The organism is Neglectibacter sp. CSJ-5, from assembly GCF_032490475.1.
GTDB classification, from domain to species: domain Bacteria; phylum Bacillota; class Clostridia; order Oscillospirales; family Acutalibacteraceae; genus Hominenteromicrobium; species Hominenteromicrobium mulieris.
The window spans coordinates 788,621-807,850 of sequence record NZ_JAVYJC010000001.1; the positions used below are offsets into that span (position 1 = coordinate 788,621).

Sequence of the window (19,230 nt, forward strand, 5' to 3'; positions counted from 1 at the left end):
CTTGCGAATCATGCCGATTTGTGGTATAGTATACTCTGTATCATTATGACAGCTTACCGCAGACAGCTTGTCTGCGTGCGATAAAGGAGAATGTTTTTTGAAGGATAAAGAAATCACCGTTACGGCAGACGAGCTGCAAAAGCAGAAGCTATACACGGCGGACGTTGCGGCGATCATGCAGGTGCGCGCGATGCACGGCACGCCGAAGGCGCTTGTGCGCACGTATGGCTGCCAGCAGAATGTGGCGGACGGCGAACGCATTAAGGGTATGCTCTCTGAAATGGGCTTTGAATTCACTGAAGATGAAGATGAAGCCGATTTTATTCTGTTCAACACCTGCGCCATTCGCGAGCACGCCGAAGACCGCGTGTTCGGCAACATCGGCGCGCTGAAAAACGTGAAGCGCCGCAACCCGTCGCTGCTCATTGCCGTATGCGGCTGCATGATGGAACAGGAGCGCGTGGCGGAGCGCATTAAGGCGTCGTTCCCGTTTGTGAACATCGTGTTCGGCACGCACGTCATCCACCGACTGCCGGAGATGATGTACACCGCCGTGACCGACTCGAAGCGCGTTTTTTTGCGCGGGCATGAATCGAAGGAGATCATTGAGGGCCTGCCGGTGCGCCGCGACGGCAGCACACGCGCGTGGGTGACCGTGATGTACGGCTGCGACAATTTCTGCTCGTACTGCATTGTGCCGTATGTGCGCGGCCGGGAGAAGAGCCGCCACCCGGATGCCATCGTCGCCGAGTGCCGCGAGCTCATTGAGCAGGGCTACAAAGAAATTACGCTGCTTGGACAGAACGTGAATTCCTACGGCAAGGGCTTGCCGGAGAAAGTGAATTTTTCGGAGCTTCTGCGCCGCATTGACGCGATTGACGGCGACTACCGTTTGCGTTTTATGACCTCGCACCCGAAGGACGCGACGCACGAGCTGTTTGACACGATTGCGGAGAGCCGGCACATCTGCCACTACATCCACCTGCCGTGCCAGTCCGGCAGCAGCCGCGTGTTAAAGGCGATGAACCGCCACTACGACCGCGAAAAATACCTTGACCTCATCCGCTATGCGAAAGAGAAAATGCCGGATCTGTCGCTGACCTCCGATATTATCGTCGGCTTTCCGGGCGAGACGTATGAGGAGTTCTGCGAGACGCTGAGCCTCATCCGCGAGGTGGAGTTCACGTCGCTCTTTACGTTTATTTTCTCGCCGCGCCCCGGCACGAGAGCCGCCGAAATGGAAGACCCTGTTACGTACAAGGAGAAAACGCAGTGGTTCTCGGAGCTTTTGAAGACGCAGGAGGAGATCGCCGCAAAGCGCTGCGCTTCCATGGTGGGCAGCACGGAGCGTGTGCTTATTGAAGAGCGCAACGAGAAAAACGGTTTGCTCAGCGGTCGCACCGCAAGCAGCATCATTGTGGAATTCCCCGGCGAAGACGAGTGGATCGGCGAATTCAAAAATGTAAAAGTGACCGAAGCGCGCAACTGGATTTTGCGCGGCGAATGTGTAGACTAAGCAAAACGGGTTTTGACCCATTGCTTTTTCAAAATACAATAAAATTTATAATTTATTTTAAGGAGCTATTACTATGGATATCATGAAACTGACAAGAGAACTCGGCCGCGCTTTGCAGCAGGACCAGACCTACATCAACATGAGCGTTGCGGAGCAGCAGTGCAACGAGGACGAAGCTTTGCAGAACGCCATCGGCGAATTCAACTTAAAGCGTATGGCCATCAACAACGAGGCGGCAAAGGAAGACCGCAGCGAGGAGCTTATCGAGCAGTACAACAAAGAACTGCGCGAGATTTACGGCAGAGTGATGCAGAACGAGCACATGGCGGCGTATCAGGCGGCAAAGAACGAGTTTGATGCGCTGATGCAGCGCGTGACGGGTGTGCTTTCCATGTGCGCGGAGGGTCAGGACCCGGATGGCTGCGATCCCGATGCCTGCGGCTGCACCGGCAGCTGTGCAACCTGCGGCGGTGGCTGCCACTAAGGCAGAATTTTGCAAAGTTTGTACGTGATCTGCTTGCATCTTTTCCGCCATACCGGTCGTAAAGTCCTTGACAGGCGCCAGCCTGCCTGCGGAATTTACGCACGCTCTGACGAAAAATCTGACGGCGCATCTCGCGCACCTACTTTACAAAAATCTGCCTTTGGTAGTAATTCACTTGTTGACTGAATCTTAACGATATGGAGGCCGGGCATGGCTGATTATTCCCCGATGATGAAACAGTACTTTGAAGTGAAGGAAAAGTACCCGAACACGCTCCTTTTCTTTCGCCTTGGGGACTTTTACGAGATGTTCTTTAACGATGCGAAAATCGCGTCGCGTGAACTGGAGCTGACGCTGACAGGCCGTGACTGCGGTCAGGAGGAGCGCGCGCCGATGTGCGGCGTGCCGTTCCACAGCGCGGAGACGTATATCGCGCGGCTTGTGGCAAAAGGCTACAAGGTTGCCATCTGCGAGCAGATGGAAGACCCGGCGCTTGCAAAGGGCATCGTAAAGCGCAGCGTCATCCGCGTCATCACGCCCGGCACCGTTATGGAAAGCAGCATGCTCGACGAGGCGAAGAACAACTACATCGCTTCCGCGTATTATCAAGGCGATAAGGTGGGCATCTGCTTTGCGGATATTTCAACGGGCGAGCTGGAGGCGACGACGCTGACGGCGGAGAAGGGCGAGACGCTCTCCCGCGCGGTCATCGACGCGCTGTCGCGATTTACGCCGCGCGAAATCCTCATCAACCCGGAATTTACCGATTTGACGGACGTGGCGAAATTCATTTCCGATAAGCTTTCGGCGTCACTCGAGTGCATGGATTTTACGGTTTACGAACCGCTGCACGCGGAAGAAACTGTGAAGGCGCAGTTTCACCCCGAGGTTTTGGAACGCTCCGACGTTTTGAATTTCCCGGAGATCACGGCGGCGCTGAGCGCTTTGCTCGAGTATCTCAGCCGCACGCAAATCACGGGTTTGGAGCGCATGGAGGAAATTCGCATATATTCGCAGGCGAAGACGATGCGGCTTGATTTAAACACGCGCCGAAACCTTGAATTACTCGAGACGATGCGCAGCAAGGAGCGCCGCGGCTCGCTTTTGTGGGTGCTTGACAAGACCAAAACGGCGATGGGCAAGCGGCTTATCCGCACATGGCTCGAGCAGCCGCTTTTGAGCCCGGCGGGCATTACGCTGCGGCAAAACGCGGTGGAGGAGCTGTTTGAGAACCGCCCGCTTTTAGACGATGTGACCGAGGCGCTGACGGGCATTTTTGATCTGGAGCGCATTATGACGCGCGTGGTGTACGGCTCTGTAAACGGCAAAGACCTGCGTGCGCTGTGGTCGGCGCTGACGCGCTTGCCGCAGCTGAAAGCGCTTTCTGCGACGTTTAAAGCGACGATGCTGCGCGACATCGACAGCCGCATGGATGTGCTCTCCGATATTTGCGAACTCATTGACCGCGCCGTTGTGGAGGAGCCGCCGCACACGATCCGTGAGGGCGGCATTATCCGCGAGGGCTTCAACGCGGAGCTTGACGAAGTGAAAAGTGACATGACGAACGGCAAGCAGCTCATCGCCGAGCTGGAGGCGCGCGAGCGCGAAGCGACGGGCATTCCGAAGCTGCGCGTGGGGTACAACCGCGTGTTCGGGTATTACCTTGAGGTTTCGAACGCGTTTAAGGACAAGACGCCGGAGCACTACGTGCGCAAGCAGACGCTTGCAAACGGCGAGCGGTACATCACGCAGGAATTAAAGGAGCTTGAAAACCGCATTTTAGGCGCGCACGACCGTTCTATTGCACTTGAGGGCAAGCTGTTTGAAGAAGTGCGCAGGACGATTGCGGAGCAGCTGACCCGCGTGCAGGAGACGGCGAAGGCGATTGCGGAGCTGGATGTTTTGGCATCGTTTGCGGCGGTATCTGTGCGGAACGACTACACGCGCCCGACCATTACGGCGAACGGCAGGCTGTATTTAAAGGACAGCCGTCACCCGGTGGTGGAAGCGCTGCTGACGGGCAGCGCGCCGTTTGTGCCGAACGACCTTGAGATGGACCCGAATCAGAACCGTGTGTCTATCATTACGGGCCCGAATATGGCGGGTAAATCTACATATATGCGGCAGGTGGCGGTTATTGTCATCATGGCGCAGATCGGCTGCTTTGTGCCGGCGAGCGCGGCGGAGATCGGCATTGTGGACGGCATCTACACGCGCGTGGGCGCTTCTGACGACCTTGCGGCGGGGCAGTCCACGTTCATGGTGGAAATGGCCGAGGTGGCGGAAATTTTGAAGAGCGCCACGAAGGACAGCTTGCTGATTTTAGATGAGATCGGCCGCGGTACCTCGACGTTTGACGGCATGAGCATTGCGCGGGCGGTCATCGAATACGTACACGACAAAAAGCTGTGCGGTGCGAAGACGCTGTTTGCGACGCATTACCACGAGCTGACGGAGCTGGAAGACCTTTTGCCCGGTGTGCAGAACTTCAGTATTGCGGTGAAAAAGCGCGGGGACGACATCACGTTCCTGCGGCGTATCGTGCGCGGCGGCGCGGACGACAGCTTCGGTATTGAGGTCGCGAAGCTCGCGGGCGTGCCGGACAAGGTGGTGCGGCGTGCGAAAGAGGTGTTAAAAAGCCTTGAAAGCGGCGAGATGGTGAAAAAACCGAAAAACGCCGTGAAAGTGCAGCAGGAGGAACCGATACAGCTGACGATGCTGACAAAGGACACGGAGGTTTTAAACCGCCTGAAAAGCCTGGACGTCAACACGCTGACGCCGATTGAATCCATGAACATTTTGTTTGAACTTGCAAATATGCTGAAATAAATTTAACGCGAAAGGAAGGTGCAGAAAATGCCGAAAATTCACGTTTTGGAAAAGCAGGTCGCGGAGCTGATTGCTGCCGGTGAGGTGGTGGAGCGCCCGTCTTCCGTCATTAAGGAGCTTGTGGAAAACTCCATTGACTCCGGCGCGTCGATTGTCACGGTGGAAATTCGCCGCGGCGGCGTGACGTATATCCGTGTGACGGACAATGGCTGCGGCATTGCGCGCGAGGACGTAGCGACGGCGTTTCTGCGCCATGCAACGAGCAAGGTGCGCGAAAAGGACGACTTAGACGCGATTTTGACGCTCGGCTTCCGCGGTGAGGCGCTGGCGTCCATTTCGGCTGTGTCGCGCGTTGACCTCATCACGCGCACGTCGGACAGTTCAATCGGCACGCACTATTCCTCCGAGGGCGGCAGCGACGTGGAGATCGAAGACGCGGGCTGCCCACTTGGCACGACTATTACGGCGCGCGACCTGTTTTTTAACGTGCCGGCGCGTATGAAGTTTCTGAAGAAAGACACCGCAGAGAGCAACTCCGTGGCGGGGCTGATGGACAAAATTGCGCTTTCGCATCCGGAAATCTCGTTCCGCCTCATTCGCGAGGGCAAGGAAGTGCTGCACACGCCGGGCGACGGCAAGCTGAGCTCGGCGATCTATGCGGTGTTCGGCAAGGAGTTTTCCGGCGCTTTGCTGCCGGTGGATTATACCTTGGGCGGCATTCGCGTGCACGGGTATATCTCGTCGCCGATTGCGAGCCGACCGAACCGCAGCATGCAGAATTTCTTCATCAACGGGCGTTTTGTGCGCAGCCGCACGGCGTGTGTGGCGCTGGAGGAAGCGTACAAGGGCGCGATTATGGTGGGTAAATTCCCGGCGTGCGTGCTGCACATCGAGCTGCCGTCGTCGGTTGTCGACGTGAACGTGCATCCGGCGAAGCTGGAGGTGCGTTTTGTGAACGAGCGTCCGGTGTTTGATGCGGTGTACCACGGGGTGAAATCCGCCGTGACGGCGAGCCGCGATATGAAGTCCGTTGACCTTGCGCAGCACGCAAGGCGGCCCGTCGACCCGTATAAGCCGGATGTGGTCGTAAAGCCGCAGCAAATGGTGCTGAATCAGCCGCCGAAAACGGAGACGGTGAAGCCGATGTCTGCGCCGGTCGTGAAGTCTGCGCCCGTTATCAACACGAGCAAAAAAGAGGCGGAAGCGCCGTATGAGCCGCCCGTTGATATGCCGCCGATGCCGCATACGTTCTCGGACAGCGCAGAGCGGGAGGAAAAGCCGCAGCTTGAAAGTATTCGTACGTCGATCGAGCGCGTTTTGGAGGCGGAGCCGCAGCCGGTGACAAAGCCGGAAGTGAGAACGGAAGAACCGCCCTTACCGCAGCCGCCCAAGACGGAGCCCGTGCCGCCGGCGTGGAAGGAAACACCCGTGCAGACGGAAGCGGCGCAGGAAAATCCGGAAAGCAACGCACAGCCGGAAACATGCATTGTGCCGGAGACGGAGCGGGATTTACCCCGCACGGCGCATAAGGTGATCGGCGAGGTGTTTGACACGTATATCATCCTTGAATACGACGCGCAGACGCTGATGTTTATCGACAAACATGCCGCGCATGAGCGACTGCTGTACGAAAAGCTCAAACGGCGCGAAGAAGCTGCTATGGCGCAGACGCTGCTTGTGCCCGTGACGGTGACGATGGACAAAAACGAGTACACGGCGGTTTTGCAGAATTTGAGTGTTTTTGAGCAGGCGGGCTTTGACGTGGAGGATTTCGGCAGCGGTACCGTTTTGGTGCGCAGCGCGCCGCTTAATTTGAACGGTGCGGACATCAAGGACTCCGTGCTCGAAATGGCGGGATACCTTGAAGAAAACAAGACCGACGCGACGACGGAGCACATGGACTGGCTGTACCACAACATTGCGTGCCGCGCAGCCATTAAGGGTGGGAACGCCTCGAAAAAAGAGGAGCTCATTGCACTTGCGGAGGAGCTGGAAGCGAACCCCGATGTGCGCTACTGCCCGCACGGCAGACCGATCTACGTGATGCTGAAAAAGCGAACGCTGGAAAAAGAATTCGGCAGAGTTTAACGGTTTGCTCACAAACACGAGCGAAAGTTGTGTTATTATAAAGTTATGTAAACAAAAGGGGGCGCCGGAATGACGGAAGCACAAGAGAAAATCAAGGTATTCGCGGTGTGCGGGCCGACGGCCTCCGGCAAGACCTCGCTTTCCGTAACGCTTGCGAAAAAGCTCCATGCGGAGGTGGTTTCGTGTGACTCGATGCAGATTTATAGGGGCATGGAGATCGGCACGGCAAAGCCGACCGCGGACGAGATGCAGGGTGTGCCGCACCACCTGATGGGTTTTCAGGATCCCGCGGAGCCGTTCAGCGTGAGCGACTATGTGGCGCTTGCGGGAAAGGTGATCGAAGACATACATGCGCGTGGCAAAAACGTGTTGCTTGTCGGTGGCACGGGCTTATATGCGCGCTCGCTTTTAAAGGCGGTGCCGTTTACGGAAAACAGCCGTGACGATGAAATCCGCGGTAATTTGGAAGCGGAATTTGCGGCAGACGGCATTGAACCGCTTTATGCGCGGCTAAAAGAGCTTGATCCCGAGGGGGCCGAGGGTATCCATCCGAATAATACGCGTAGGGTCATCCGCGCGCTTGAATACTGCATGGTGACGGGCGAGCCGTTCTCGAAGCAGGCGAAGGACTCGAAAGCGGTGGAATCGCCGTATGACGGGAAAATGTTGGTGCTGTCTTTCAGAGACCGCGAGACGCTTTACGGGCGTATCAACCTGCGCGTGGAGCAGATGTTTGCAGACGGCCTATTAAAAGAAGCCGAGGATTATTTTAAGCGGTATGGCACGCCGGGGCAGACCTCCGTGCAGGCCATCGGCTACAAGGAGCTGTTCCCGTATTTTGAGGGGCAGTGCTCCTTAGACGAAGCAAAGGAAAATATAAAAAGGGAAACACGGCGCTATGCCAAGCGCCAATTGACGTGGTTCCGCCGGGAGGAAGATGCCGTGTGGCTTTTTGCGGATGATTTTGATGCCCCGGCAGACCTGATAAGCGCGGCAGAGGACATAGCCCGCGCGCATTTTGAAGACTGAAAGGAAGCCCCGCTATGGGAAGCAACACATTATTTCGTAAAATCAGTTCAATCGCCGTGGCGATTTTACTTTTGATATATGTAGGCTACCAGATTTACAGAAGCCAATACACCGGATTTAAAACGGAAACGGCCATGTACGCTGACCTTTCCGCATCCATCGACACCACGGGCTTTATTATCCGCAACGAGGAGCTTGTGTACTCGCGGTACGACGGCGTTTTGAACTACACGCTCGACGACGGAGAGAAAACGGCGTTCGGCGGCACGGTAGCAGAGCTGTATCCCGCGGAAGAGGACGCCGCCGCACACAACCGCATGCTGCGCATCGACGAGGAGCTTACGCGGCTAGCCGTGCTGGAGAACCCCACAGAGGTCGCGTCCTCGAACCCGAAGAACATCGGCAGCCAGATCAATAAAACGGTCACAGGGCTGCTTTCCGATTTGAAATCCGGTGCGTTTTCGTCGATCTCGAACGATAAAAACGACCTGTACCTCTTGATGGGCCAAAAGCAGATCGTGACGGGCGCGGAGGATTCCGCGAGCTATGTGGCGCACATTGAGAATTTGAAATCGGAGCGTGCAACGCTGGAGACGACGACCTCTTCAAGCACCGGCACGGTGACGTCGCCGGCTTCCGGTTATTTTATCCATACGGTGGACGGCTACGAAAACGCGGTGGACATCGATGATGTGGAGCAGCTGACCGTAAGCGATGTGCGTGCGCTGGAAGAAGGCGAAGCGGGCAGCAATGCGGACAGCACGGTCATCGGCAAGGTGGCAAAGGAATTCAACTGGTACATTGCGTGCATCATCGATGAAAACGACCTTGTGCGGCTTGACCGCACGACGAATGTGAAGGTAGAGATGCCGTTTGCGACGGCGGAGACGATCCCGGCCGAGGTCGTGAAGATCAATAGGGACGAAGCGAGCGGGGACGCAGTGGCCATTTTGAAGTGCTCTTACATGAACACAGACCTTGCCGCCGCGCGCAAAGAGCCGCTGCGCATCGATTTACAGTCGTATGCCGGTGTGCTCGTGAACGAAAAGGCCATCCACTTTGCGGATGTGACCGTGACGGATACGGACACGGACGGCAATGTGACGGAGCATGTGGAACAGAACGTGAAGGGTGTTTACATCAAGTCCGGCAGCCGCGTGCGCTTTGTGCAGGTATTCTCCGATGCGACGATCGACGGCTATGCCGTGTGCAAGCTGAACCTTTCCTCCTCGGAAAAAGAGCAGCTCGTCACCTCGAGAACGATACAGCTTTACGATGAAGTCATTGTGGAAGGGACGGATCTTTATGACGGAAAAATGCTTTGAGGAGCGTTTTAGGGACGTAGAGGAAAACTATAAGGTCATCACGAACCGCATTGCGGAGGCAGCGGTGCGCTCCGGCAGAAAGCCCGAGGACATCACGTTTCTTGCGGCGACGAAGACCGTGCCGGCGGAGGTCATCAACCGCGCCATCGGCTGCGGCCTGCGCTTCATCGGCGAAAACCGCGTGCAGGAATTCATGGACAAATATGAAAAGATCGATTGGGACAAGGGCGTTTCCGGCCAGATCATCGGGCGCTTGCAGACGAATAAGGTGAAATATATCATCGATAAGGTCGACTGCATCCAGTCGGTGGATTCCGTAAAGCTTGCAAAGGAAATTTCCCGCCTTGCGGAGAAGATAGGCCGCAAAATGCCGGTGCTCATTGAAGTGAATATCGGCGGGGAAGAAAGCAAGGGCGGCATCGAAAAAGCTGCGCTGCCCGAGTTATTGGAAGAAATTGCCGTGCTGCCGGGCATTCAGGTGAACGGATTGATGGCAATTCCACCAATTTGTGCGGAAAAATCCGCGCTATGCAATTATTTTTCCCAAATGCATCAATCTTTTATTGACATCCGCGCCAAAAAAATAGATAATGTATTTATGAATTGCCTTTCGATGGGTATGTCTTCCGATTACGCGGAGGCCATCGAGTGCGGCGCCACTATGGTGCGCATCGGCTCTTCGCTTTTCGGTCCGCGCGACTACACGCGCTGACCGACCCTGTTATGCAGAAAATGGAGGTATAATATATGGCAGGCATTGTAGAGAAGCTTCAGAAAATGTGGAACCCGCCCGACGACGAGTATGATGAATACTACGAGGACGAAGCCACGGAGCCCACGGCAGACAGCCGCGAGGAGCAGCCTTCCGCACGCCGTTCGTTCTCCTCTTCAAGCTCGAACCGCGTTGTGAACATTAACCACGCACGCGCAGGCGCACAGGTGGTTGTGTTTAAGCCGAACTCTTTCCGTGACGACACAAATAGCATTGCGGATGAGATCAACCAGGGCCATACGGTCGTTGTGAATTTTGAAGAGACGAACGCGAGCGAGGCGCGCTATATTCTGGCGTTCCTCAGCGGCGCTTCTTATGCGAACCACGGCGAGGTGAGACCCATCGCCGCGAAGACGTATATTTTCACGCCTGCGGGCGTGAGCCTGAGCGGTGCGGAGATTCGCGATGATCTTGCACAGAACGGCGTAACGTTCTGATATGGCCGCACAGGAAGACAGGCTTTTTGAAGCGAAAATAGAGGATTGCCTGCGCCTTGGCGAAAAAAGGCCGGCGTTTTTGGGCTTTTTGGATCTTTCCGAGCGCGCGTACGCAGTAGAATATTTGCGCCGTGCACATGCGGAAAATTACCGGTTTTTCGGTGGCTTTCCCGAAGCGGAGCGAACGGTTTTGGGCGTGTTTCCGGATTATATGGAGCCCTTAGATGAGGAGTTCCCGGTGACGGGGCTCACGGTGAAGTTTCGCCGGCAGGATGCGCTTTCACACCGCGATTTTATGGGCTCATTTCTGGCACAGGGCGTGGTGCGTGCATCGCTCGGCGATATTCTGGCCGAAGAAGGGCGCGCCGTGCTGTTTGTGAAAACAGAGCTTGCGCCGCACTTTCTTTCGCAGATCGATAAGATCGGTCGGGTGGGGGTGCAGATTACAAAGGGCTTTACAGATCCGCTGCCGCAGGCGCACAGCTTTCAGCCGATGGGCGGCGTGGTCGCTTCGGAACGCTTAGACTGCTTGGTTGCCTTTTTGGCGGGCACCGGCAGGGAAAAAGCCGCGCAGATGGTGCACGCGGGTCTGGTTTCCGTCAACCATAGGGAGACGGATTCCGTTTCGCACCGTGTAAATGAAGGAGACATCATCTCCATACGCCGCTGCGGGCGATTTATTGTTGATATGCTCGGCCCGGTCACGAAAAAGGGCCGTTTATCTGTGAAATGCAGAAAATACATATAGGAGGCTTACACACATGTTATCGATTAAGGACATCAATGAAGTCAGCTTCAGAAAATCAAATTTTTCCGGTTACAATTCTGATGATGTCGATCAGTTTATTGATGAAGTTTTGGAGACCGTAACGGCGCTCACAAAGGAAAACGCAGAGATTAAAACGCGCAAGACGGATGATTCCGCCGCTGTGCAGCAGTTACAGGCGAAAAACGCCGAGCTGCAGGAGAAGCTTTCTATTTTGGCTGCAAAAATTGAGTCTTACCGTGCAGAGGAAGACGGTATTAAGGACGCTATTCTCAGCGCACAGCGCCTTGGCAATGCTTCCATCCGTGAGGCAAAGGCGAAGGCCGAGAAGATTGTGAACGACGCAAACGCGAAGGCGGACGCTCTTGTAAAAGATGCGAAGGGCCGCTCCGAAACGCTTGTGAAGTCCTATGAAAAGCAGATCGCCGCAAAAGAGAAAGAGCTGGAGAACATGAAGCGCGAGGTGACAAACTTCCGCGCATCGCTCTACGGCATTTATAAAGAACACCTTGCCGTGATTGAGAAGATCCCGACGTTTGACCTGCCGGAGGAAGAGCAGAAAGAAAAAGCGCCCGCCGAGGAATCGACGCCGGTATATACCGAGCCCGAAGTGATTGAGGAGCCGGAAGAAGAAATCCCGGTGCCTGCAGCACAGCAGGTCAAAGAGGAACCCGCACCGGCCCCCGCAGAGCCGAAGCCCGCTCCCGCACCTGTCCCGGAGCCGATTCCCGCACCGGCGCCGGTACAGCCGCAGCCTGTTTACGACAAGGACTCCTACATTAAGGAACAGTTCAGCGGCATCGGCCTTGATTTGAACGCTTACGCCGACATCCCGGAATCTTTGCAGAAAGAAAAGGAGGCCCTTTTCAGCACGCTGGAGTTCGGCGTTGAAGACGAAGGCGACAAGAAAAAGGGTAAATTTAAGAGAAGATAAAACCAGCAGAAAGGCACGGATCAATATATGGATTACAAAAGCACATTGAATCTCCCCAAGACCGACTTTGCCATGCAGGCCGGCCTACCGAAGCGCGAGCCGGTAATGCTCGAAAAGTGGTATGAAGATAAAGTTTACGAGACCGTTCTCGAAAAGAACGACGGTAAGCCGCTTTATGTTCTGCACGACGGCCCTCCGTATGCAAACGGCGATATCCACCTCGGCACGGCGCTGAATAAGACGCTGAAGGACTTTATCGTTCGCTACAAGAATATGTCCGGCTTTAAGGCACCGTACGTTCCGGGCTGGGATACCCACGGCCTGCCGACTGAGCTGAAGGCCAGAAAAAAAGCGGGCGTTTCGAATTCCACCGCAATCTCCGACATCGAGCTGCGCAAGCTCTGCCGCGAGTTTGCCCTCGGCTACCTCGATGAGCAGCGCAACTCCTTCAAGCGTCTTGGCGGCATCGGTGAATGGGACAATCCGTATGTCACCCTGCGCAAGGAATTTGAAGCAAAGCAGATCGAGATTTTCTCCGAAATGGCGACGAAGGGCCTCATCTATAAGGGCTTAAAGCCGGTTTACTGGTGCCCGGAGTGCGAGACTGCACTGGCGGAAGCCGAGATTGAATACGCAGAGGATCCCTGCCACTCCATCTATGTGAAGTTCCGCGTGACGGACGACAAGGGCCTTTTGACCCCGATGGGCGCAGACCTGAGTAAGACCTACTTCGTAATCTGGACGACGACGACCTGGACGCTCCCCGCGAACGTCGCGATTTGCGTCGGCCCGGAATTTGAATATGCACTTGTAAAGTCCGGCGACGAATACTATGTGATGGCAACGGCCCTGACCGAATCTGCCATGCAGGCGGCGGGCAAGACCGATTACGAGATCCTTGGCACCTTAAAGGGCAGCGACCTTGAGTATATGAAGACGGCGCACCCGTTCATCGACCGCACATCTCTCGTCATTGTGGGCGACCACGTTACGTTGGAAAGCGGTACCGGCTGCGTTCACACGGCTCCGGGCCACGGCGTCGAAGACTATGACGTCTGCCATAATCACTACCCTGAAATTCCGATCGTTGTGCCGGTGGACAGCCATGGCAAGATGACCGAGGAAGCGGGCCAGTTTGCAGGCCTGACGACCGAGGAAGCCAACAAGGCGATTGCACAGCACCTTGAGGATACAGGCGCACTGTTCGCTTTACAGAAGATCATCCACCAGTATCCGCACTGCTGGCGCTGCAAGAAGCCGGTTCTGTTCCGTGCGACCGAGCAGTGGTTCTGCTCCGTGGACGCTATCAAGGATCAGGCGATTGAAGCCATCAAGGGCGTAAAGTGGATCCCGGGCTGGGGCGAAGACCGCATTTCCTCCATGGTCCGTGACCGCAACGACTGGTGTATCTCCCGTCAGCGTCGCTGGGGTGTGCCGATTCCGATTTTCTACTGCAAGGACTGCGGCGAGCCGCTCATCGAGAAGGACGCGATGCACGCAGTTTCCGAGCTGTTCCGCGCAGAGGGCTCCGATGCTTGGTACATCAAGGAAGCGGAAGAAATTCTGCCCGCAGGCACAAAGTGCAAGAAGTGCGGCTGCACCTCCTTTACAAAAGAGCGCGACATCATGGACGTTTGGTTTGATTCCGGCGTGACCCATGCTGCCGTTTGCGATACACGCGATTATCTCCATTGGCCGGCTGACCTGTACCTTGAGGGTGCAGACCAGTACCGCGGCTGGTTCCAGTCTTCGCTGCTCACGTCCATTGCATGGCGCGGCAAAGCGCCGTACAAGGCTGTCGTCACACACGGCTGGGTCGTGGACGGTCAGGGCAGAAAGATGAGTAAGTCCCTCGGCAACGGCATTCTGCCGCAGGAGATTGTGGATAAGTACGGCGCAGATATCCTGCGTCTGTGGGTCGCTTCTTCCGACTACCATGCCGATATTCGCATCTCCCCGGAAATCCTCAAACAGCTTTCCGACGCATACAGAAAGATCCGCAACACGGCGCGCTATATGCTCGGCAACCTTTCCGATTTTAATCCGGATACCGACAGTGTAGAGGTCTCTGAGATGCTTTCCATCGATAAGTGGGCGCTGAACCGTTTGGATCGGCTGATGGTGAAGGTGCGCGAGGGCTATGAGTCCTTCGAGTTCCACCAGGCTTACCACGCCATCCATAACTTCTGCGTTGTGGATATGTCGAACTTCTATCTCGACGTCATCAAGGATCGTCTGTACACCGAGAAGAAGGACTCCGCTGCACGCCGCGCCGCGCAGACTGCGATGTATATCATCCTCGATGCGATGACCCGTCTGGTCGCACCGATCCTGGCGTTCACCTCCGACGAAATCTGGCAGAGCATGCCGCACGCTTCCGATTGCGATGCACGCCACGTTGTTTACAACGAGATGCCGAAGCCGACGAGCGAAAAGTACGGCATCGACGTGACGGAAGAATTCATCGCACGCTGGGATAGAATCCATGCAATCCGCGATGTTGTGAAGAAGGCGCTTGAAAACGCACGTGCAGAGAAGACGATCGGTGCATCGCTCGATGCAAAGGTCACGCTGTTCTGCACCGGCGAGCTGTATGCGTTCCTCAAGTCTGTGGAAGACGAGCTTGCAACCGTGTTCATCGTATCTCAGGTCGAGATCGTGGACGGCGAGGGCGGCACACTTTCCGACGATGCGCTTGGCCTTTCCGTGCAGGTCGATAAGGCAGAAGGCTGCAAGTGCATGCGCTGCTGGACATATTCCTCCACAGTCGGCAAAAACCCGGCATACGTGGATCTGTGCGAGCGCTGCGCAAAAGCACTTTCCGAATAATTTCGGACACATTGAATTTGTTTTAAACGGTACGTGCTTAATGACGCCGTGCTGTTGAATAATTGAACCGAACCAAGGTGCAAACCGGTTTTGCCCGGCTTGCGCCTTTTTCGGGTTATAAGGGGATATTTCTTTTGTCCATTCTCATTCTTTTGCTGATCGCCGTGCTGACGGCTGTCGATCAGTTTATAAAAATGACGGTTATCACAAACTTAAAGCCCATCGGCAGCGTGACGTGCATTCCGGGCCTTTTGGAGTTCCGTTACCTTGAAAACAACGGCGCGGCATTCGGTTTTTTTGCCGGGCTTTCGTGGCTTTTGATCATACTGACGATAGGGCTTATGGCAGCGTTGCTCGTGTTTTTGTTCCGCTATAAGCACCACACATGGATGTCGCGCACGTCGTGCGTGCTCATCATCGCGGGCGGCATTGGTAACCTCATTGACCGTTTTATTTTCGGCTATGTGGTCGATTACATCCATGTGCTGTTTTTTCCGTATGTGTTCAACTTTGCAGACTGCTGCGTGGTGGTCGGTGCGATTTTGTTTGCCGTGTGGTACTTATTCTTTAAAGACAAAAAAGAAGCGGCAGATAAAAAAATGAACGAGCCGACGGAAACGACTGCCGACGGGGTCGGGAAATAAGTATGGCGGAGCTGCATGAGATTGAGGTCACAGCGGCGGGCTGGCGCGCCGATAAGCTGATTGCGGAGGCGCTGCCGGAGCTTTCCCGCTCTGCGGTGCAGAATTTGATCCGCGACGGGCATGTGACCTGCGATAATAAGATTGTGCAGAAAAGCACGAAGCTTGCGCCGGGGAGCGTTTTGTGCGTGGAGATTCCCGAAGCGCGCCCGCTCGACGTGAAGGCGGAGAACATTCCGCTTGACATCGTATATGAAGATGACGACCTACTTGTGGTGAACAAGCCGAAGGGGATGGTGGTGCACCCGGCAGCGGGCAATTATGACGGCACACTTGTGAACGCGCTGCTGTACCACTGCGGCGAGTCGCTTTCGGGCATCAACGGCGTGATTCGCCCGGGCATTGTGCACCGCATTGACAAGGACACGAGCGGGCTGCTCATCGTCGCGAAGAACGACACCGCGCACCGGCACTTGGCGGAGCAGATCAAGGCGCACAGCTTTACGCGCGAATACCGCGCCGTGGTGTACGGGAAAATTCGCGAGGACGGCACGGTGGATGCGCCCATCGCACGTCATCCGCAGGATAGAAAGCGCATGGCGGTACAAAACACGCCGAACGCGAGAAACGCCGTGACGCACTATTTTGTCACAAAAAATTTTACGGGATTTACGCAGCTGCGCCTGCGCCTTGAGACCGGACGCACGCACCAGATCCGTGTGCACATGGCGTATATCGGGCATCCTGTCGCGGGCGACCCGGTCTACGGACCGAAAAAAGTCATCACGCAGCTGCATGGGCAGTGCCTGCACGCGGGGCTCATCGGGTTCATCCACCCGCGCACGGGCGAATATATGGAGTTTGAAGCGCCGCTGCCGCCATATTTTACGGATTTTTTGAAGACGCTGCACGCGGAGGACGAGTAAGGGGGAGCGCTTGTGCGCGCGGGAAGTCAACGGTCAATTTTGCTGTTCGCGCTGTTTTTAATGGCATGTGCGGCGGTGCTGTTCTGCGTTGCCTTTGAGAATACACCGCTTGAACCGTACAGGGTGACATCGACAGGGCAAAGCGAAGCAGCATCGAGCGCGCCGGCTGCATCCGCTTTAAGCGAAGAAAAAGTCAACATCAACACCGCGTCGAAGGAAGAGTTGATTGGCCTGAACGGCATCGGAGAAGTACTCGCCGACAGAATCATCGAATACCGCGAAGCAAACGGTGGATACAAAGATGTGCGCGAGCTCACGAATGTAAAAGGCATCGGCGAAAAGCTGCTTGAGAAGCTGCTGCCGTATGTGACGGTGTAAACAAAAAAGGCATACGTTCCTGAAAACGGAGCGTATGCCTTTTGCAATACTTTTTTACTTACTTCAAAACGACCTTATGGAAGACCTTTTTGCCTTTTTTGATGATGACGTGGCCTTTTTCAAAGTCGGCTGCGGTGCAGGTCTTGGCGATATCGGTGACCTTTACGTCGTCGACGGAAACGCCGCCCTGCTGCACGAGGCGGCGGCCCTCGCCCTTAGATGCGATGAGGCCGGCTTTCTGCATGAGGTCGAGAATGTTGATTGCGCCGTCGGTGAGGTCGGCTGCGGTGATCTCGGTGGTCGGCATGTTCTCGGAGTTTGCGCCGCTGCCGAACAGTGCGCGTGCGGCTTCTTGTGCCTTCCGGGCTTCCTCAGCGCCATGTACCATCTGGGTGAGCTCGAACGCGAGGATCTCCTTTGCGCGGTTCAGCTGGCTGCCTTCCCAGCTTTCCATATTTTCAATCTCGTCAAGCGGCAGGAACGTCAGCATCTTGATGCACTTCAAAACGTCGCTGTCGTCTACGTTTCTCCAGTACTGGTAGAAATCGAACGGGGAAGTTTTGTTCGGGTCAAGCCACACGGCGTTGCCGGCGGTTTTGCCCATCTTCTTGCCCTGAGAATCGGTGAGCAGGGTGATGGTCATGGCTGCGGCGTCCTTGCCGAGCTTTCTGCGGATGAGCTCCGTGCCGCCGAGCATGTTGCTCCACTGGTCGTCGCCGCCGAACTGTAAATTGCAGCCGTACTTCTGGAACAAGGCGTAGAAGTCGTAGCTTTGCATGATCATGTAGTTGAACTCAAGGAAGGAGAGACCCTTTTCCATGCGCTGCTTATAGCACTCGGCGCGCAGCATGTTGTTGACAGAGAAGCATGCGCCCACTTCACGCAGGAGCTCGACGTAATTGAGCTTTAAGAGCCAATCGGCGTTATTGACCATGAGGGCCTTGCCGTCGGAGAAATCGATGAAGTTTTCCATCTGGCGCTTGAAGCAGGCGGCGTTGTGTTCGATGTCTTCCATCGTGAGCATCTTGCGCATGTCGGTGCGGCCGCTCGGGTCGCCGATCATTGTGGTGCCGCCGCCGATAAGAGCAATCGGCTTGTTGCCCGCCATCTGCAGGCGCTTCATTAAGGTCAGCGCCATGAAGTGACCGGCCGTAAGGCTGTCTGCGGTGCAGTCAAAGCCAATGTAGAACGTGGCTTCGCCGTTGTTGATAAGGTTGCGGATGCGCTCTTCGTCCGTGACCTGTGCAATGAGGCCGCGGGCCTGCAATTCTTCGTAAATACCCATGTTGTTTCGTTCCTTTCGATTTTCAGGTTTTGGGCTTTTGGGGCAATAAAAAAGCCCCCTTGATCTTCAAGGAGGGGAATTTTGAATATAAAAAAACACCCTCACTTGATCTATGAGGGCGAACACGTTTCGTTTTGTGGTTCGCGGTACCACCTCAGTTTATTTCAGGCTCACACCTGAAACCTCAATGGGTACAAACATACCCTTGCGCTGTAACGTGCGCACACGGACTTTTTTACTGGGAACCCGTTCAAAAAGACAGCTCCGGAATGTATTTCGGCGTTTTTTCGCACCTGCTTACACCACCCGCAGGCTCTCTGTGCCGATGAAAACGCGTACTTCTTTCTTTCACAGCCATTGTGCTTATTATAGTCGGCGCTTTTCGGTTTGTCAAGCACCGTTTTTGATTTTTTCTACGGCGGCTAAAAGCTGCGCCTTTTTTTCTTCGCTCGTCACCCAGCGCAGGAGCATTTTGGTCGTGAGGTTTTCGGGGAGATTAAGTGCTTTCAAAACGCCTTGGCGCAGTGTGGCGCTGTTTACGCCGCCGGTGAGACCGAACGACATGAGGTCTGCCGGGGTCAGGGCTTGAAAATCGGTTGTGCTGCCCTCAACGGAAGCGCCGGCTTCTTTTAAAATTTCCAGTAAAATTTCCGAGGAAATGCCCTCCACGCCGAGCTTGCCCTCTTTGGAAGGCGCCGCTTTGCGCTTTTCTTTGCCGTAAATATCCGGGATATACGCGTGGCGAATTTGATTTGACGGCACGAAAGATGTGATATACGCGCGGATCTGCCGACCGGCGTTGTCACTGTCCGTCAAAATGACGATGCCGCGCTCTTTGGCGAGCTTGCGGATGAAATCGCGCTTTTCAGCATCCTTGTAGATGCCAAAGCCGTTCGTTGTGACGATGATAGCGTCGGTCAGCGCGGAAAGCTTGCTTTTGTCATACCGGCCCTCGACGATGAGGGCTTCGTTCATGTGGATCATAAGAGCT

At 55.4% G+C, this 19,230-nt stretch carries 16 protein-coding genes and 1 other annotated feature; of the genes, 14 read left to right on the top strand and 2 right to left on the bottom strand.

Features of this window, described 5'->3' with window-relative positions:
• The first annotated feature begins 175 nt into the window (after positions 1-175).
• The 14 genes from miaB (at position 176) to R2K26_RS03680 (ending at position 16,954) form a co-directional block, all read left to right on the top strand.
• Positions 176-1,516 (top strand): tRNA (N6-isopentenyl adenosine(37)-C2)-methylthiotransferase MiaB, encoded by a 1,341-nt coding sequence (gene miaB / locus R2K26_RS03615; protein ID WP_396897220.1) that lies wholly within the window; start codon positions 176-178, stop codon positions 1,514-1,516.
• A gap of 73 nt (positions 1,517-1,589) precedes the next feature.
• Complete coding sequence (locus R2K26_RS03620; RefSeq protein WP_308448202.1) at positions 1,590-2,000, top strand: YlbF family regulator; 411 nt, start codon at positions 1,590-1,592, stop codon at positions 1,998-2,000.
• A 210-nt stretch (positions 2,001-2,210) separates the two neighbouring features.
• A complete protein-coding gene (mutS, locus tag R2K26_RS03625) occupies positions 2,211-4,829 on the top strand; it encodes a DNA mismatch repair protein MutS (protein WP_316518813.1) in 2,619 nt (872 codons plus the stop codon).
• Between the two features lie 27 nt (positions 4,830-4,856).
• Positions 4,857-6,917 (top strand): DNA mismatch repair endonuclease MutL, encoded by a 2,061-nt coding sequence (gene mutL, locus R2K26_RS03630; RefSeq protein ID WP_316518815.1) that lies wholly within the window; start codon positions 4,857-4,859, stop codon positions 6,915-6,917.
• 69 nt (positions 6,918-6,986) lie between these two features.
• On the top strand, positions 6,987-7,946 hold the full coding sequence (gene miaA, locus R2K26_RS03635) for a tRNA (adenosine(37)-N6)-dimethylallyltransferase MiaA (protein ID WP_316518817.1): 960 nt from the start codon (positions 6,987-6,989) through the stop codon (positions 7,944-7,946).
• Positions 7,947-7,960: 14 nt separating this feature from the next.
• Positions 7,961-9,271: an HlyD family efflux transporter periplasmic adaptor subunit gene (locus tag R2K26_RS03640; protein WP_308448206.1), complete on the top strand. Its 1,311-nt coding sequence runs from the start codon at positions 7,961-7,963 to the stop codon at positions 9,269-9,271.
• Positions 9,252-9,983: a YggS family pyridoxal phosphate-dependent enzyme gene (locus tag R2K26_RS03645; RefSeq protein WP_316518818.1), complete on the top strand. Its 732-nt coding sequence runs from the start codon at positions 9,252-9,254 to the stop codon at positions 9,981-9,983. Before R2K26_RS03640 ends, R2K26_RS03645 begins: the two co-directional genes overlap by 20 nt.
• Before the next feature lie 35 nt (positions 9,984-10,018).
• Positions 10,019-10,480, top strand: coding sequence for a cell division protein SepF (locus tag R2K26_RS03650; protein WP_308448208.1), 462 nt, complete (start codon positions 10,019-10,021; stop codon positions 10,478-10,480).
• Between the two features lies 1 nt (position 10,481).
• A complete protein-coding gene (locus R2K26_RS03655) occupies positions 10,482-11,228 on the top strand; it encodes a YlmH/Sll1252 family protein (RefSeq protein ID WP_316518819.1) in 747 nt (248 codons plus the stop codon).
• Positions 11,229-11,241: 13 nt separating this feature from the next.
• Positions 11,242-12,180: a DivIVA domain-containing protein gene (locus tag R2K26_RS03660; RefSeq protein WP_316518820.1), complete on the top strand. Its 939-nt coding sequence runs from the start codon at positions 11,242-11,244 to the stop codon at positions 12,178-12,180.
• 27 nt (positions 12,181-12,207) lie between these two features.
• A complete protein-coding gene (gene ileS, locus R2K26_RS03665; protein WP_308448211.1) occupies positions 12,208-15,009 on the top strand; it encodes an isoleucine--tRNA ligase in 2,802 nt (933 codons plus the stop codon).
• A gap of 134 nt (positions 15,010-15,143) precedes the next feature.
• Complete coding sequence (gene lspA / locus R2K26_RS03670; protein ID WP_316518821.1) at positions 15,144-15,653, top strand: signal peptidase II; 510 nt, start codon at positions 15,144-15,146, stop codon at positions 15,651-15,653.
• A gap of 2 nt (positions 15,654-15,655) precedes the next feature.
• Positions 15,656-16,576 (top strand): RluA family pseudouridine synthase, encoded by a 921-nt coding sequence (locus tag R2K26_RS03675; protein WP_316518822.1) that lies wholly within the window; start codon positions 15,656-15,658, stop codon positions 16,574-16,576.
• Positions 16,577-16,588: 12 nt separating this feature from the next.
• A complete protein-coding gene (locus tag R2K26_RS03680; RefSeq protein WP_316518823.1) occupies positions 16,589-16,954 on the top strand; it encodes a ComEA family DNA-binding protein in 366 nt (121 codons plus the stop codon).
• Positions 16,955-17,012: 58 nt separating this feature from the next.
• Here the strand turns inward: R2K26_RS03680 and tyrS are convergent, their stop codons facing one another.
• The gene (tyrS, locus tag R2K26_RS03685; protein ID WP_316518824.1) at positions 17,013-18,239 is read right to left on the bottom strand and encodes a tyrosine--tRNA ligase; all 1,227 of its coding nucleotides are present in this window, start codon (positions 18,237-18,239) and stop codon (positions 17,013-17,015) included.
• Between the two features lie 111 nt (positions 18,240-18,350).
• Positions 18,351-18,600 (bottom strand) — a binding site (T-box leader).
• A 29-nt stretch (positions 18,601-18,629) separates the two neighbouring features.
• The gene (locus R2K26_RS03690) at positions 18,630-19,223 is read right to left on the bottom strand and encodes a DUF4093 domain-containing protein (RefSeq protein ID WP_316518825.1); all 594 of its coding nucleotides are present in this window, start codon (positions 19,221-19,223) and stop codon (positions 18,630-18,632) included.
• Positions 19,224-19,230 lie beyond the last annotated feature (7 nt).